Annotated in this window: 12 protein-coding genes; 10 read left to right on the top strand and 2 right to left on the bottom strand. The window is 55.2% G+C overall.

Going from position 1 to position 15700, the window contains the following annotated elements; all coding sequences use genetic code 11:
- Positions 1 to 17: 17 nt before the first annotated feature.
- The 9 genes from AEAE_RS04945 (at position 18) to AEAE_RS04905 (ending at position 9850) form a co-directional block, all read left to right on the top strand.
- On the top strand, positions 18 to 1616 hold the full coding sequence (locus AEAE_RS04945) for a xylulokinase (protein WP_094689986.1): 1599 nt from the start codon (positions 18 to 20) through the stop codon (positions 1614 to 1616).
- Between the two features lie 75 nt (positions 1617 to 1691).
- Positions 1692 to 2393: an L-ribulose-5-phosphate 4-epimerase gene (locus AEAE_RS04940; RefSeq protein WP_094689985.1), complete on the top strand. Its 702-nt coding sequence runs from the start codon at positions 1692 to 1694 to the stop codon at positions 2391 to 2393.
- Positions 2394 to 2514: 121 nt separating this feature from the next.
- A complete protein-coding gene (araA, locus tag AEAE_RS04935) occupies positions 2515 to 4032 on the top strand; it encodes an L-arabinose isomerase (protein WP_094689984.1) in 1518 nt (505 codons plus the stop codon).
- A 502-nt stretch (positions 4033 to 4534) separates the two neighbouring features.
- Positions 4535 to 5401, top strand: coding sequence for an aldo/keto reductase (locus tag AEAE_RS04930; protein WP_420809211.1), 867 nt, complete (start codon positions 4535 to 4537; stop codon positions 5399 to 5401).
- A gap of 158 nt (positions 5402 to 5559) precedes the next feature.
- Positions 5560 to 6354, top strand: a complete 795-nt coding sequence (locus tag AEAE_RS04925) for an HNH endonuclease family protein (protein ID WP_244569623.1) — start codon at positions 5560 to 5562, stop codon at positions 6352 to 6354.
- A 45-nt stretch (positions 6355 to 6399) separates the two neighbouring features.
- A complete protein-coding gene (gene trmB / locus AEAE_RS04920) occupies positions 6400 to 7215 on the top strand; it encodes a tRNA (guanosine(46)-N7)-methyltransferase TrmB (RefSeq protein ID WP_094689982.1) in 816 nt (271 codons plus the stop codon).
- A gap of 35 nt (positions 7216 to 7250) precedes the next feature.
- The gene (gene pyrD / locus AEAE_RS04915; RefSeq protein ID WP_094689981.1) at positions 7251 to 8432 is read left to right on the top strand and encodes a dihydroorotate dehydrogenase (quinone); all 1182 of its coding nucleotides are present in this window, start codon (positions 7251 to 7253) and stop codon (positions 8430 to 8432) included.
- 152 nt (positions 8433 to 8584) lie between these two features.
- Positions 8585 to 8842 (top strand): hypothetical protein, encoded by a 258-nt coding sequence (locus AEAE_RS04910; protein WP_094689980.1) that lies wholly within the window; start codon positions 8585 to 8587, stop codon positions 8840 to 8842.
- 336 nt (positions 8843 to 9178) lie between these two features.
- Positions 9179 to 9850, top strand: coding sequence for a Fic family protein (locus tag AEAE_RS04905; RefSeq protein WP_244569622.1), 672 nt, complete (start codon positions 9179 to 9181; stop codon positions 9848 to 9850).
- Between the two features lie 33 nt (positions 9851 to 9883).
- Here the strand turns inward: AEAE_RS04905 and AEAE_RS06925 are convergent, their stop codons facing one another.
- Both AEAE_RS06925 and AEAE_RS04895 read right to left on the bottom strand, forming a co-directional pair.
- Positions 9884 to 12013, bottom strand: a complete 2130-nt coding sequence (locus tag AEAE_RS06925; protein ID WP_244569621.1) for an NADH:flavin oxidoreductase/NADH oxidase — start codon at positions 12011 to 12013, stop codon at positions 9884 to 9886.
- A 330-nt stretch (positions 12014 to 12343) separates the two neighbouring features.
- The gene (locus tag AEAE_RS04895) at positions 12344 to 14443 is read right to left on the bottom strand and encodes a transglycosylase domain-containing protein (RefSeq protein WP_094689979.1); all 2100 of its coding nucleotides are present in this window, start codon (positions 14441 to 14443) and stop codon (positions 12344 to 12346) included.
- A gap of 250 nt (positions 14444 to 14693) precedes the next feature.
- On the opposite strand from AEAE_RS04895, the gene AEAE_RS04890 reads away from it, so the two are divergent.
- On the top strand, positions 14694 to 15530 hold the full coding sequence (locus tag AEAE_RS04890) for a DeoR/GlpR family DNA-binding transcription regulator (RefSeq protein WP_094689978.1): 837 nt from the start codon (positions 14694 to 14696) through the stop codon (positions 15528 to 15530).
- Positions 15531 to 15700 lie beyond the last annotated feature (170 nt).

Raw genomic sequence — 15700 nt, 5'->3', positions numbered from 1 at the left:
CAGGTCAAAGGAGACTTATGAGCAAGCAGTCGCAGATTGAGCAAGGAGCCACCTCCCTGGGAATCGAGTTCGGATCGACCAGGATCAAGGCCGTCCTCATCGACGAAAGCTACGAAGTGCTCGCATCAGGCGAACACGACTGGCAAAACCACCTGGATGATGGAATCTGGACGTACCCCCTCGACGAAGTGTGGGCTGGCTTGCAAGACGCCTACGCCAACCTCAAGAAGGACGTCGAGGAAAAGTACCACGTGAAACTCACGCGCATCGGAACCATGGGCTTCTCTGCCATGATGCACGGCTACCTCGCCTTCGACAGCGATGATAATCTCCTAGTGCCATTCAGAACCTGGCGCAACACGATGACCGCCGAAGCCAGTGAAAAGCTCACCGCCCTGTTCAACTACACCATTCCGCAGCGCTGGTCGGTCGCACACTTCTACCAAGCAGTGCTCAACGCTGAGCCACACGTGAACAAGGTGGCATTCCTCACCACTCTCGCTGGTTACGTGCACTGGAAGCTTACCGGTAAGAAGGTTCTCGGCATCGGCGACGCCTCTGGCATGTTCCCGATCGACCCTCAGGCTCGCAGCTACAACGCCGAGGACATCACGCTTTTCAACGAACTGCCAGAAATCCAGCAGCTGCACGTCGACATCGCCCAACTGCTGCCAACCCCACTCGTTGCAGGCCAGGAAGCAGGCCAATTGAGCGAGGAAGGCGCCAAGCTTCTCGATCCTACCGGCGAGCTCGAGGCAGGTTGCCCTCTGGCTGCTCCTGAAGGTGACGCAGGTACGGGCATGGTGGCTACGAACGCTGTTCGCCCGCGCACCGGCAACGTGTCGGCAGGAACCTCCATCTTCGGAATGGTTGTTCTGGAGCACGCGCTTTCCAAGGCATACCCGCAGGTCGACCCGGTGGCAACTCCTGCTGGTGACATGGCAGGAATGAGCCACGCCAACAACTTCACCACCGACCTCAACGCTTGGGTGGGGCTTTTTGGCCAGTTCGCCAAGGCGGCAGGCCTCGAGATTAACACAAACGACTTGTTTAAAACCCTGTTCAATGCGTCCATCTCCGACGAAGCTGACCCAGCAGCCGGCGGCCTGCTCAACTATTGCCTCTACTCGGGTGAGCCACTCGTGGGTGTAGAAGAAGGCCGTCCGCTCTTCGTCCACGGTCCACAAGCCACGATGAGCCTCGCGAACTTCATGCGCGCCCAACTCTTCTCCGCCTTTGCCCCGGTGACGGTCGGCATGCGTGTGATGACCGAACAGGAAGGCGTGAAGATCGACAAGCTCGTCGGCCACGGCGGCGTTTTCGCCACCCCAGTCGTCGTACAGAAGTTGCTCGCCGCAGCCTGCAACGCGCCGATTACCGTGATGAGCACCGCCAGCGAAGGCGGCCCATGGGGTATGGCGGTGCTCGCCGACTACCTGCGCCACGCTAACGAGGCGGACCTTTCTGACTTCCTTGACCAGCGCGTGTTCAAGGACGCCGAGGCCACCACGCTTCAGCCGGTGAAGGATGATGTGGAGGGCTTCAACGCCTTCCTCAACGCCTTCCTCAAGGCAATGCCAGTGGAGCACGCAGCTATCGCTACCGTCGCTCAGTAAAATTTTTGAGATTATCAGGCTGCGGCACCGCAGTGATAATCTTGGGAAATTTTATGAACTCCAGAAAGGACTGATATGGAACAAGTCAAGAGCCTCAAGGACTACCCAGCCGAGGTTCAAGCCGAGGTCAAGCAGGTGCGCGAGGTTGTCGCAACCCTGCACGAGCAGCTGCTCAAGTGGAATCTCGTCGTGTGGACGGCAGGTAATATTTCCCAACGTCTGCATACTGCCGACCTCATGGTGATCAAGCCATCAGGTATGCGTTACGAGTCGCTCACTCCAGAATCTATGGTGGTGACTGACCTCAACGGCAATGTAGTGGACGGCCTGGCAGCTCCCAGCTCCGATACGCTGTCACACGCATACATCTACCGTCATATGCCGAACGTTTACGGTGTGGTGCATACGCATTCCACCTATGCAACAGCGTGGGGTGCCACTGGCCAGAACATTCCGTGCGGCCTGACCATGATGGGTGACGAGTTCGGCGGCCCTGTCCCGATTGGCCCCTTCAAGCTGATCGGCTCGGAAGCTATCGGCGAGGGTGTTGTCGAAACTTTGAAGAAGTACCCTCACTCTCCAGCTGTCATCATGCAAAACCACGGACCCTTCACCATCGGCAAGGATGCTGAGGCTGCGGTCAAGGCTGCTGCAATGACTGAGGAAGTGGCGCACACCATGTGGGCTGCCAAGCAGCTGGGCCAGATCATCGAGATTGACCCTGAGGATATCGCTAAGCTCAACGACCGCTATACCAACGTTTACGGCCAGCACTGAAGTAGGTCGCACTGACCTGAGGTGCGTACTGACGCGGGTCTGTTAGCCACAAGCTCGGCGCGTAACCAGCACTGAAGAAACAAGTTTGAGTGAACACCACGTTCACCATGAAAGGACAACAATGAACGTCAATCCATTCGAAGGCAAGGAAATTTGGTTTGCCGTCGGCTCTCAGGACCTGTATGGCGAAGAAGCCCTGCGTCAGGTTGCTGAGCAGACCGCTGACATTGTCAACACGCTGAACAAAAGCGACGACCTGCCAATCAAGATCACTTTGAAGCCAACCCTGAAGGATTCCGACTCCATCAAGCGCTTCATGATCGAGGCCTCCGCCAACGAGAACGTGCTCGGCGTCATCGCGTGGATGCACACCTTCTCCCCAGCAAAGATGTGGATTCGCGGCCTCAAGGAACTCAAGAAGCCACTGCTGCAGCTCGCCACCCAGCACCACTTCGAGATTCCGTGGGACGGAATCGACATGGACTTCATGAACCTCAACCAGTCCGCCCACGGCGACCGCGAGTTTGGCTTCATCCTCTCTCGCATGGGAATCCGTCGCAAGATCGTCTTTGGCCACTACACCGAGCCAGAAGTCGCTCGCAAGATCGGCGTGTGGGAGCGCGCATGCGCAGGTTGGGATGCTGCCAACCACACCAAGGTGATGCGTTGGGGCGATAACATGCGTAACGTCGCTGTCACTGAAGCAGACAAGGTGGAAGCAGAAGAAGTGTTCGGCACTTCCATCAACACCTGGTCGGTCAACGAACTCAACGACTGGATTGACAAGGTCAGTGACGACGAGGTGGAAGCACTCATCGCCGAGTATCAGCGCGTGTATGACGTCGATCCAGTTTTGCTCGGGGAACGCCGCGCTGAACTGGAAACTGCAGCTCGTGAAGAGTGCGGTATGCGCAACATGCTCGACCACTATGGCTGCACTGCTGCCACCGATAACTTCGAAGACCTGGGCCGTATGAAGCAGCTTCCTGGTGTGGGAGCACAGCATTTGATGCAACTGGGCTATGGCTTCTCTGCAGAAGGCGACTGGAAGACGGCCATGCTCGTTCGCATCGGCAACGTCATGGGTTATGGCCAGCCAGGCGCAGCGTCGCTGATGGAGGATTACTCCTATAACTTCGTGCCAGGCCGCGAGATGGATATGGGTTCTCACATGCTTGAAGTGAACCCAGGCCTGGGCTCTGTTGAGAAGCCTCGTTTGGAGATTCACCCTCTGGGCATCGGCGGCAAGGATGACCCTGTGCGCGTGGTGTTCACCGCAGCGAAGAAGCAGAACGTTCCTGTCGTCTCTTTGGCTGATATGGGTGAGCGTTTCCGCCTGACCATGGGCATGGTTGACCTTGACCAGCCAGATGGTTCTTTGGCAGCTCTTCCAACGCCTCGCGCTATTTGGAAGCCACGTCCAGACCTCGAGACTATGGTTCACTGCTGGCTGCTGGCTGGTGGCGCTCACCACACCTGCATGACCACGAATGTTGGCCGTGAGGAGTGGGAGGACTTCGCTCGTATTGCTGGTGTTGAGCTGGCTACGATCGATGAGAACACCACTTTCGAAAGCTTTGAGCAGACGTTGCGCATCAACGATACTTACTACCGCACTGGTCGTAACAATATCGCTTGATGCGTCTTTCACCTCGTGAGTTGACGGCTCGCGAGCTTGTTTGTGTGCCATTGTGGCCTTACTTGTCCCTCCTCTGGATTCCTGACAGAGGAGGGCTCGGCTAAGTTTCCTCTCTTGCGCTTAGCCGTGGCGCCAAAGTTCAGCCCTTTGGCGTGGGGACAGCGGTGATGTGCGACACCGTTCACTCTTGCGAGAGTGCATCCCAACCGTGCCTTAGTTCCTGCGAGCTAAGGCATTTTTTATGTTTACGCTCGTGGTGGCTCACGTTTTCTGAAAAGTTTGAGCTTGCGCTTGGCGAGAAACGCTGGAATGACGGCGACGACACGGCTTATCCACACCTGGAAAAAATTCTTGTTCGCACCTGAACCGGTTTTAGAGTAGAAGCATGAGTACTTGTTCTGATCTGTGCGCTGCGACAGCTTCACTGCAGCTGAGCGATGCTGGTATCCCACCACTCTCGCCTGAGATTGGCAGGACGAGCTGGACATCGAACGTTGGTAATCTGGGCGAGCCCGCTCAGGTTCCTGCCACGCCACTGCTGCGTTTGCGCGATGGTAATCTCATACCACAAATTGGCCTGGGTGTTTTGCGCGTGGAAAACGGCCAGACTGCCGATGTGGTGGAGGGCGCCCTGCGGGCTGGCTATCGCCATATTGATGCTGCTGCCGGCTATGGAAACGAGCGCGAAGTTGGCGAAGGCTTGAAACGGCTGGGTTTTGACAAGGGAGAGCTCAGGAAAAGCCTGTGGATTACCACCAAGGTGAAGGACACAAACCAAGGGTATGACTCCACACTTCGCGCTTTTGACGAGCAGATTTCTGATTTAGGGCTTGAGTATGTGGATATGTATATGATCCACTGGCCTACACCTTTCGACTGGCGTTCGGCAGATACGTGGAAAGCGTTCAGAAAGCTCAGGAGTGAAGGCAGAATTCGCACCTTGGGTGTGTGCAATTTCCTGCCCGAGCACCTGGAACGCTTGGCTGATGAGGTGGGGGAACTTCCTGCCGTCGATCAAATCGAGCTACACCCTACTTTCCAGCAGCGTGATGTTGTGGAGTATTGCGAGAGCAAGGGCATTGTGGTGGAAGCATATGAGCCTTTGGCTCGTACGGCTGACCTTCACGCGGGTGATGGCCTGATTGATCGTTTGGCTCAAGCACATCAGGTGAGTAATGCTCAGATTATTTTGCGCTGGCACTTGCAGAAGGGTTATGTGCTGATCCCGAAGTCAGTGCATCTGAACCGCCAGGTAGAGAACGCGAGCATTCTTGATTTCAGTCTCAGTGATGAGGAGATGGCTGAGATTGACAGTTTGAATACGGCTACCCGCGTTGGCCATGATCCGTTGACCTTCTCGTACGCTTAAACGCTGTGTTTTCACCACTGTGTTTTGACCGCTGAGTTTTAACCACAGTGTTTTTCAGCACCGTGTTTTAACCGCTGTGCTGTGACGTCTCCGCGTTGAATGTTCTGCGTTCATGGTGACGGTGAACACGAGATTGCACCAGAGTGGAGGTGAGTGTGATGAGCTCACATGCACTGCCTCAGCAGGTAGCGAGGCGAGCAGCAGTGCTGCGCGTTGTGCTCAGCTGTGTATGCGGGCTCATTCTCGCCTTCACTCTGCTTCGCATGTACCCGAGCTTGGGCACTATCGTAGGCCAAGAGCGAGCCCATGGCCCTGCCGTTACCCTGTTGTTGACGCTTACGGTGAGAAGCGAAGAAAACGAAGCGGGAAGCGCGGGGAGTGAAGAGGACGTGGTACGACGCAAAGAGTGGAAAACAGCAGGTGAGAGGGGTGATGCTTCCTACTCTCGCGATGCTTTTCGCTACCAACAGATCGACGCTGATGGCAACGGCTGTATGATCCGCGACGATATTCTCGCCAGAGACTTGACGCATATTCAGTTTTCGAAGCAGAAGCGATGTCAAGTAGAATCTGGAAACCTTGAGGACCCCTATACGGGCAAAACCATTGCTTTTCAGCGCGGCCAAGCCACGTCATCACTCGTGCAAATCGACCATGTTGTTGCGCTTCATGATGCGTGGAACTCTGGCGCGAAGAACTGGCCAGTGAGCAAGCGCACGCGGTTTGGCAATGATCCGTTCAACCTTCTCGCAGTGGAAGGTAAAGCCAACCAAGATAAATCCGACAAACATGCAGGAAAGTGGTTGCCTTCCAACAAGGCGTACCAGTGCGGCTATGTTGCTCGGCAGATCGCCATTAAAGCTAAATACGGCTTAAGCGTTACTGCGAAGGAAAAGCAGGGCATGTTGCGCACATTGCACTATTGCCCTGGCCAACCGCTTCCTCGCTGGTAGTTTAGGTTCTGCGCGTATGCGACAATGAGCTGAAAAGGAGAGTGTATGCAAGAAAAACCTGAAGCATGGCGAGGAATCGTGTCCTTCGTCCGTCGAAGCTCAACATTGCCGGCAAAACTACAAAAAGCATGGGATGAATACTCGGACCAATACGTCCTCGACATCCCGCACGCCCACGAGTTGCGCGAACTCTCCGTCGCTCCAGATTTTCACTTCGATGCAGCCTACATCGAACGCAACTGGGGAAACAATAACCCTCTGGTCGTCGAAATCGGTACAGGCCAAGGCGAAAACATTGCCGCCGCAGCACTGCGCGAACCAGAACGCAACTTCCTTGCTGTAGAAGTGTACGTGCAGGGAGTGGCTCACACCCTGCGTCGCATTGGAAATGAGCACATTGATAATCTCAGGATCGCTCAAGTCAATGCGCCAGAACTGTTTGCCAGTGCCTTTACCACCGGAATTGTCGACGAAGTGTGGACCTACTTCCCTGACCCGTGGCCAAAAATGAAGCACCATAAGAGGCGCATCGTTCAGCCAGCCCTTGCAGCTGACATTCACCGCAGCTTGAAGAAGAACGGTCTGTGGCGAATTGCCACCGATATTGACGACTACGCGCTTCACGTTCATGAAGTGATGGACGAGCTGCCTGGCTGGAAAAACTTGGGTGACCAGCAGGTGAGCCTCGCCATCGAACATGTGGGTAAAGGCTCCGCCGATGAAGCCGAGCAGTTACCTCACGCGCTCTTCACCGAGTCGCAGCGCTTCGACGGGCGAGTGGTGACCAGCTTTGAGAAAAAGGGCTTGGATAAGGGCCACACCATCCACGATTTCACCTACCAAGCAGTCGAGGAAAATTAATAGGATGAAAGCGAGAACTTGGCGAAAGGACCACGATGGAAAAGTATGTGAGTGAGAATCCTGTTCATAACTCTTTCAACAAGCTGTCCACGGACCTGTTCACTTTCGCCTACAAGCATGCCGTCAAACCGGTGATTTTTGGCATGGAACCGGATAAGGCGCACGAAAAAACAGCGACTTTCGCCCGCCTTTCCGGCAAAGTTACGCCGCTGATGGGCATGCTTCGCCTCATGCTCGATTACACGGATCCCATCTTGCGCACGAATGTGTGCGGGGTGGATTACGCCAATCCGTTTGGCCTTTCCGCAGGCTTGGATAAGAACTGCGATATGGCCGCTTGCCTGGACAACGCAGGCTTTGGTTTCGAGACGGTAGGTTCGACGACGGCTCGCGTGTGCGCGGGAAACCCGAGGCCGTGGTTCCACCGCTTGCCACAATATGAGTCAATGCTCATTCACGCTGGCCTGCCCAACGACGGCTCTCAGGTGGTCATCAACCGTGTGGAAAAGGCGCGTCTCGCCGCAAAGACCATGAAAATGAGCGTTTCCATCGCCCGTACCAACGACATGGCCGAGCCGAGCGAGGAGCAGGGGATCGCCGATTATGTGACGAGTTTCCGCCGCGCCGCCTACCGCACCGACATGATCGAGGTAAATATTTCTTGCCCGAACACGTATGTGGGTGAGGTTTTCACGGAGCCCGAGCCTCTGGACCGCCTGCTCACCGCATTGGACGCCATTCCTCGCTCCCAGCCGGTCACGCTCAAGATGCCGCAGGATAAAACTTGGCCTCAGTTTAGCGCCCTTCTCGACGTCATTGTCCGTCACAACGTTCAGATGGTGACGATCGCTAACCTTCGTAAGGACCGTACTGGCTTTGACGTCCCTCAAGATTGGCAGGGCAATATGTCGGGCGCACCCTGCCGTAAGCCGAGCATGGATTTGGTGGAAAACACGTACCGCTATTATGGCGACAAGCTTGCTATTGCAGGCGTTGGTGGCGTTTTCACCCCTGAACAGGCATATGAGAAAATTCGCCATGGTGCAAGCTTGGTGATGTTCGTTTCCTCGCTCATGTTTAGAGGCCCTCAAGAGATTACCATTCTCAAGAGAGGCCTCGCTGAACTGTTGCGCCGCGATGGTTTCACCTCGGTAAGCCAAGCTGTGGGTGTTGACGTCGAAACCAGCTGGAAGCAACGTGCGCGTCATACTCGCTGAAAACGTTGATACTGCAAGGTTTTCACTCGCTTCTGTGGATATGAGAATGTAACAATTATTCTTGCCTTCTCCTCTGTGCAGCGAGGCTTGTATCTTGTATGCTGATCTGACCATCTCAAGTACGGCTTGAGATCAGTTGGAAAGAAGAAGCCATGAATGAGGTTTCTCGCATCACTCGCAAACAGCTACATACTGCCTTGGAGTTTCTGGCTTTCCCTCTCACCTGTGTTTTGGGAGCTGCTCTTGCCTCCCCTTGGGTAGGAGCCTATGGTCACACCTATGCTCAGGTATTCCATTCACCGTTTTTCTGGAGAGAACTAGCTCTGTGGCTTGTTGCAGGATGCCTGGGCAGTTGCTACAACTTCTTCATCAAACCGTGGAGAGAGAAGAGAAAAGCAAATAATAAATAAATGTCATGAGAGCGGGGAGGAGGAAGTTGAGCTTTCTCCTCCCCGTATTCTTTGGCGAAAAGAAAGAAGTGTGAACCTTTCTGAAGAGTTTTTCTCAGTGGGGTGAGTGATTACTTGCAGTGATAATCCTTGAAACGAAGCGGATAGTGATGAAGGGGCTTAACAGGGTGCGAAAGCAAGTCAATGCTCTGCCCTATGGCTTTACTGTCAATCCTGAGGAGAAGTAAGCTTGGTGCTGCGCGAGAAGTTTCACAAAGACGAGTGAGATAGCCAGTTGCGGTCACTTTCGAGAAGAACGAGTAACATAGCGCGTTGAGAAGAGAAAGGATGAGCCTCATGCTGAACACGCACCAAATTACGGGTCTGCTGTACTCCATGGGCCATACCTTTGATAATCTCGGTTCCACCTATATCGCGACCGAAGAATTCCTGACGACAAACAATCCCACAGTTTTAGGCTCTCGCAACGATCTTGCTCTTTTGCAAGATCTCCAGGATGCAGCGCAAGCTATGCTCCACTACGATTATTCGCACGGCATCACGCGTGATTTTGTCCGTTCCCTCAATGCCAGCATGACGCGAACTGCTGCGCTCGAGCCAGGCAAACTGCGCGAAAGCGCTAACATTCTCGTTCGCACCATGCGTGGCGATTACATTCCGCCTGTTCCCGACGTGCACAGGCTGGACGCAGCCCTTGCTGCAGCTAACGCGAGCGGCGGTACTCTTCACGATGCAGCGCACTTATTCAGTGAGCTCGCCAAAATGCAGCCCTTTGGCGATGGAAATAAGCGCACAGCACTGCTGGCTGCAAATGGACTGTTACTCATGAAAAAGAACACCCATGTGTTAACTGTGCCGGTTGTGGACCCTGATAAGCGCACCTTCAATGAGCTGCTCAGCGCATGGTACATGGAGGACGACCTTCAGGTCGTTGATTTCCTCACCGCGTATAACACGAAAGTGCGCGGTTTAGACCGTGACGGTCACCCTATCGAGGATGCTCAGTAAGCGCTAGTCGTCGAACTCGTGCCTCAGTTGGTGCTAGTCGTCGAACTCGTGCGTAAACATTCCTCGACGGTATTGCACAGGGTAAGGAATCTGCTGGTCAGGTACACCCAGCTTCCACGCAGCCTTCAAAGGCCAGTACGGTTCACGAAGAGCCGCCCTGCCAATCTCAACAACATCGGCCTTGCCATGAGCGACGACTTTTTCCGCCTGCTTGGGCTTGGTAATGCCACCGACTGCGGAAACTGGAATGCCCACGCGAGAGCGGATGCGCGCCGAGAACGGAACCTGCCACAAAGGAGCCTGAGGGTTGCCATCATGCGCAACCACACCACCCGTCGACACATCGATGAGGTCAACGCCTAGCGCTTTCAGCTGAGTGCACAGGTGCACGGAATCGTCAATGCTCCAGCCGCCCGGCGTCCAGTCAACAGCGGAAATGCGAACCAGCAGAGCTACATCAGGACCGATCGCCTGACGCACAGCCTTGCACACCTGCAACACCAGGCGCTCGCGGTTCTCCAAGCTGCCACCGTATTCATCGCTGCGATGGTTGCTCAGTGGGTCAAGGAACTGGTTGAGCAGGTAGCCGTGGGCTGCGTGAATCTCGATCGCCTGGAAACCTGCTTGAACCGCCAGTTGAGCAGAACGCACGAAGGCATCAATAATGCTGATAATCTCGTCATGTTCGAGAGCACGAGGAGGGTTGAGCTCGCCATAAGTCAGAGCAGAAGGGGAGACACTGTGCCAGCCGCCTGCTTCTAAAGGTACCGACTTGTGGCCGTAGTTTAACGTGTAACTCGACGATGAAGCCTTGCGGCCTGCATGGTTGAGCTCGATTGCCGCCACAGCACCCGCTTGGCGAATGCCCTGGGTGATACGCGCGAAAGCACTGGCCTGAGCGTCGTTGAACAAGCCCAAGTCTGCCGGAGAAATACGGCCTTCAGCGGTAACGGCGGTGCTCTCCACAATCACCATGCCAAAGCCACCCAGCGCTCGCGAAACGTAATGCTGGTAGTGGAAGTCGGTGGGGACGGCGTCGAGGCCGGCGGAATACGTATCCATCGGAGGCAGCCACAGGCGGTTGCGCATAGTGAGGCCATGCAGCGTGTAGGGCTGGAAGAGGGCAGGAAGATTATCATTGCGCTCCTGCTCAAGCTTTTGCTGCGCTTGGAACTGCTCCGTGCTCATCTGCTGGACGGGTGCGATCATGGCTCCCGTATGCGAGATGATGCCGTGGATGATCGGCTGCGTGAGGTCGGAAGAATCGGGGGTGTGAGCCTCGTGCGGTTCCAGCTGAGGTTCAGCCTGAGGTTGAGGCTGCGGCTGCGGCTTTGTAGGAGCTTTAACCGGAATGGCAATCGTGCCATCGGAGGGAAGTTCAGGCTCCGAGGCGCCCGCATCCTCTTGGGCGGGGGCAGTGTGATGGTTGAGCGCGTCGAGTGGCTTGACCGCATCGCTCGTGCTCACCTTCGCGCTGTGATGCAACAACAAGCTGATGCCAGGCGCTTCGTTGGTCAACGGCTCGCGCGCAAAATTACCCATCTGAGCATCGTGAGCGGCCAAAGCCTGAGCAGCCTTGGAGGGGATTGCCTGCGTCGGCATATCGCCCGTCGTCTGAGGATCATCGTCGATGCGTTGCAAAGCGTTGGCAATATGCGGATCATTTTCGCGCGGATCGATCGGCTCCGGCTCGCTCCACTCGATCTGGTCGGCGGAAGTGATGCGCCTTTCATGCGCTTCCTCGCTCGAAGCGGAGATCTGGTCCCACAGTTTCTTGGTCTGCGAGCTCACATTTTTGGCAATCTGGGAGGCGTGAGAAGCGACTTTCTCGCTGGTAGAGCGCAACTGGTCCAAGGCATCCTGCGCGTTGGTGCGCAAAGCGGAAGATTCGTGGGAGACGTGCTGGCCGTAGCCGCCGATGGCGATCTCGCCGGTGGCAAAGTCTGCGGTGAGGTTGGGCAACGTCGGGGTCGCAGTTGGCTGAGCAGACTGGTTGAGCTGGTTGGGCTGGTCGAGTTGGCCGGGCTGGTTGGGCTCATGCGACGGCTGAGGCTCGCTCTTCAACTCGCTATTTTGTTGGCTGGTTGGCTGATCGCTCGGCTCGTGAGAGTTCCCGTTACGCGGCTCGTTGGTGTCCATCATGTTGCTCGTCATGTCGCTCATCTCACCACTCCCTCATGCAACAGTGCATCCTCTCTCACCTTACTGTGAGATTGGCAGAAATTCGAGAACCGCGCTCGAACAATTCGGCGAGAGCACACTCCGGCGAAGCGCCAGCGAGCGAGAGGCGTTTGCGGCGCGTGAGCAGAGCAGTCTACGTGAGCAGGGCAGCGCGCGTGCAGGGCAGGCCGCGCGAGCAAACGGCCGGCGGCGGCCGGGGGCGAGCGGCGAAAACGGAGGCGAATATAAAAAATGGCGATGAGCGTGAGCCCATCGCCATATGAAGCGCAGTGATAATCTCAAGAAATTCCCGAGAGATTACCTGCCAGCAACTTAGAAGTACTTGGAAGACGGCGTCTTACCCAGCGAATTTTCAGCAGGGATGTGCGCGTCGCGAATATAAGTATCCATGAAGTCCTTCCACGCAGGAATTGGCAGATTAGCACCATCCCAATAGCCGCGATACACACCATTAATGCGCATGTTGGCGATCGGGACGTAACCCTTCGGGTTCGACACCAAAACGAAGGCCGAAAGCTGAGGGATGAAGCCGCCACCAGAAATCGAGATATCTTCGTTCGTACCCGTCTTGGCATACGTCATACGCCCATCGGCAAGCTGAGCCATATTCGCAATACCAGCTGTCACGTTCTTATTCATTGCGTAAGCAGCAGTCTCAGCGAGGTCAGGGTCGAGGGTTTGCGTGCAGTTAGCCGACGGAATTCGCATCTCCTTGCCATCAGGGCCGTACATCTTCGAAATAGCAATAGGAGTGCAACGCTTACCGCGAGCAGCAATCGTCGCATAGGCAGTTGCCATCGACAGTGGGGAGGTGTTCTTCGTACCGATGAGCATGGTTGGCTCGAGGTTCTTCATTACATCCTGCTCGGAGGTCATAGCGTTTTGGTAGCCCAAAGCTTCCATAGCCTTACCCACCTGGCACAAGCCCATAATCTGGCCCATTGAAGCCTGCGTGGTGTTGTGCGAGAAGTTCAGAGCGTGAAGAGGAGTCTCCGGGTTCACCGTCGTGCCGAATGCGTTCTGAACATGCCAGGTTCCGAACTTCTTCGTCGAGCAAGCAAACGAGTTGATCGGGTAGTACATGGACGTTTTCAGCGGCTGCGTGATCTTGCGACCACTCATCATCCACGCCACCAAGTTGATCGGCTTGAAAGTAGAGCCAATACCGAAACCAGTACCGCCGCCGAGCTCCTGGCCAACGGCATAGTTGATGGAGGTTGAGTTGTCGTCGCCACCGCCTGCCGTGTAGTTGCGGTTCTGCGCCATAGCGAGAATCTCGCCGGTGCCAGGGCGAACAGCAGCCATCATGATTGCCAGGCCGGATGGATCACCGATCGGCAAATGACGCACCATCGCGTTATACGCATCGTTTTGAGCAGTGACATCCAAGGTCGTGTAAATGCGCAAACCACCCTGGTAGAGAAGGCGACGACGGTCAGCGGCCGTCTTGCCGAACACAGGGTTGGTCATAATCGTGCGCACCACATAATCGCAGAAGTAGGCAGCATTCCCAGCGGTCTGGCAACCGATCTGAACAGTGGAAGGATGCAAACTATCCTTCACAGAAACGCTCTTCGCATCCTTGACTTCCTCAGGAGTAGCAAAGCCATACTTTTCCATCTGGTTCAACACAATGTTGCGCTGGAACTCAGACTGCTCCGGGTCAACAGTGGGATCATAATGAGCAGGGTTCTTCGTCACTGCAGCAATCGTTGCTGCCTCACGCAGGTTGAGGTCCTTCGCATTCTTGGAGAAGTAGCGTTGAGCGGCCGTCTGCACACCATAAGTGTTTACACCAAACTGAGCGATGTTCAGGTAGCCTTGAAGAATTTCAGCCTTGGAATGGTCCTTCTCCAACTGGATAGCGATGAGCATCTCGCGAAGCTTACGCGAAATCGTCTCCTCACGAGCGTGATACGCGGTAATCGGATCGCCTGCAGAGAGAGCTTGATCCATCAACACGTTCTTTACATACTGCTGGGTGAGGGTAGAACCACCCTGCGTATCACCCTTCTTGATGTACGTGTTGACGAATGCGCGCGCAATACCCTGCGGGTCAATGCCCGAGTGGTCAAGGAAGCGGCGGTCCTCACGAGCGACCACAGCCTTCTGCATCTTGTCAGAAATATCCTTCAGTGCCACGACCTGACGGTTCTGGGTATAAAACTGTGCCAAAAGAGTCTTACCGTCGCCGGCATAGATCTTGGACATCTGAGGAAGTGCCGTCAAATCCATGCTGACGCTTTCACCCGCCACCATCTGGCTTTTTGCTGCTTCCACAGACTTATTCAGTCCCCACACCAGAGGAATGAGGTAGCCCGAGGTTGCCACACCGCCGCCCACGCATAAAACGATGAAGGCGAGCAGCAGAATGAGGAACCTGCGGAAGGTCATGCGCTGAGTTTTCTTCATACTTGTCATTGTATTGGCACACGTTCCTCTTTGGGCTCAGGTGTCGGATGAGGTGAAGAGTTTTCACGGCATTATTTCAGTATGAAAGCCGGCTGAATGTGCGCTGATTGAGCGCGGATAGGGGTACGCGCAGGCGAGCAGCTGGCAAAGTACTGTGAATGCAAGTTGAAACTACTGTGAATGTGCGCTGATTGTGCACTTTTGTTCGTTTGTATGAGACAATGAAATAGTGATTGGGTCAGAAAGACGTATGTTTTTGCTTTCTCGTCTGCGCATGACGGGAAGCATTCGTATTGCTGAGGTATCGCGTGAGCTCAATGTGTCATCGATGACCATTCGCCGCGACATCGTCGAATTGGAAGACCAAGGCCTCGTGCGCAGGGTTCATGGCGGCGCTGTGGCCGCTTCTGCCTTGCTTGCCGAGCCGTTGTTCTCGGTGAAAAGCCAGTTTGATGTGAAAGCTAAGGATCGCATTGCTCAGAAGGCTACCGAATTTGTTCACCCGGGCGATGTGGTGGCTATTGGCGGCGGTACAACGGCTTATATTTTCGCTCAGCGCCTCTTCGAATCAGAAGTGAGTGAAGGCCTGACCGTGCTCACCAACTCGGTTCCTGTTGCCGAACTGGGCCAAAGCGCACACTCGCACAATATTGAAGTGATTGCCACAGGCGGTGTTCTCACCCGTTCGAGCTCGATGGTGGGGCCGATGGCTGACCGCGCTATTAAACAGTTGCGGGTGAACTCGTTGTTCTTGGGTACGCACTCGGTGGCTTTGTCGCGAGGCTTCTTGACGCCCAACACCTTGGAGGCCAGCACGAACAAGGCTTTGATTAGCATTGCTGACCGGAGCTATATTTTGGCCGACCATACCAAGTGGCACAACACCTCGTTGACCCTCTTCGCCTCTTTCTCGGATATCGACTGCCTCATTACTGACGCCGATTTGCCGCAGGATGAAATGATGTGGACGAAGAAGAGGATTAACACTGTGGTGGTTTCGGATAGGCAAACTCCTGCGCCTGCGCCCGCCCAACCCGTGTCGCACTTCCAGACGTCCGATCCGTTCGCGCCGCTGGAGCAGGTGTGAGCGTGATGCCTTTCCCGGCCGTACTCGAACGGAAACGAACAAAAGTTAACAAAAAATAACATGGTGGGTGCATAATAGAAGCAGTACAGCCAGACCATGTTCTGAAGCTTCGCAATCCAATGCAGTACGGCGAGGTAGCAGGGCAGGGTCGCAAGCCAGATCACAAGAGA

It is taken from the genome of Aeriscardovia aeriphila (genome assembly GCF_002259595.1).
GTDB classification, from domain to species: Bacteria; Actinomycetota; Actinomycetes; order Actinomycetales; family Bifidobacteriaceae; genus Aeriscardovia; species Aeriscardovia aeriphila.
Note: the sequence above shows the minus strand (reverse complement) of the source record. Positions and strands in the feature narration are given on the sequence as shown.

Coding starts and splice junctions, on each gene's coding strand:
- AEAE_RS04925 (WP_244569623.1), top strand. CDS start 5,560: ATGAGCTCACATGCACTGCCTCAGCAGGTAGCGAGGCGAGCAGCAGTG.
- AEAE_RS04890 (WP_094689978.1), top strand. CDS start 14,694: ATGTTTTTGCTTTCTCGTCTGCGCATGACGGGAAGCATTCGTATTGCT.
- araA (WP_094689984.1), top strand. CDS start 2,515: ATGAACGTCAATCCATTCGAAGGCAAGGAAATTTGGTTTGCCGTCGGC.
- AEAE_RS04905 (WP_244569622.1), top strand. CDS start 9,179: ATGCTGAACACGCACCAAATTACGGGTCTGCTGTACTCCATGGGCCAT.
- AEAE_RS04895 (WP_094689979.1), bottom strand. CDS start 14,443: ATGAAGAAAACTCAGCGCATGACCTTCCGCAGGTTCCTCATTCTGCTG.
- AEAE_RS04910 (WP_094689980.1), top strand. CDS start 8,585: ATGAATGAGGTTTCTCGCATCACTCGCAAACAGCTACATACTGCCTTG.
- AEAE_RS06925 (WP_244569621.1), bottom strand. CDS start 12,013: ATGAGCGACATGACGAGCAACATGATGGACACCAACGAGCCGCGTAAC.
- AEAE_RS04940 (WP_094689985.1), top strand. CDS start 1,692: ATGGAACAAGTCAAGAGCCTCAAGGACTACCCAGCCGAGGTTCAAGCC.
- trmB (WP_094689982.1), top strand. CDS start 6,400: ATGCAAGAAAAACCTGAAGCATGGCGAGGAATCGTGTCCTTCGTCCGT.
- AEAE_RS04945 (WP_094689986.1), top strand. CDS start 18: ATGAGCAAGCAGTCGCAGATTGAGCAAGGAGCCACCTCCCTGGGAATC.
- pyrD (WP_094689981.1), top strand. CDS start 7,251: ATGGAAAAGTATGTGAGTGAGAATCCTGTTCATAACTCTTTCAACAAG.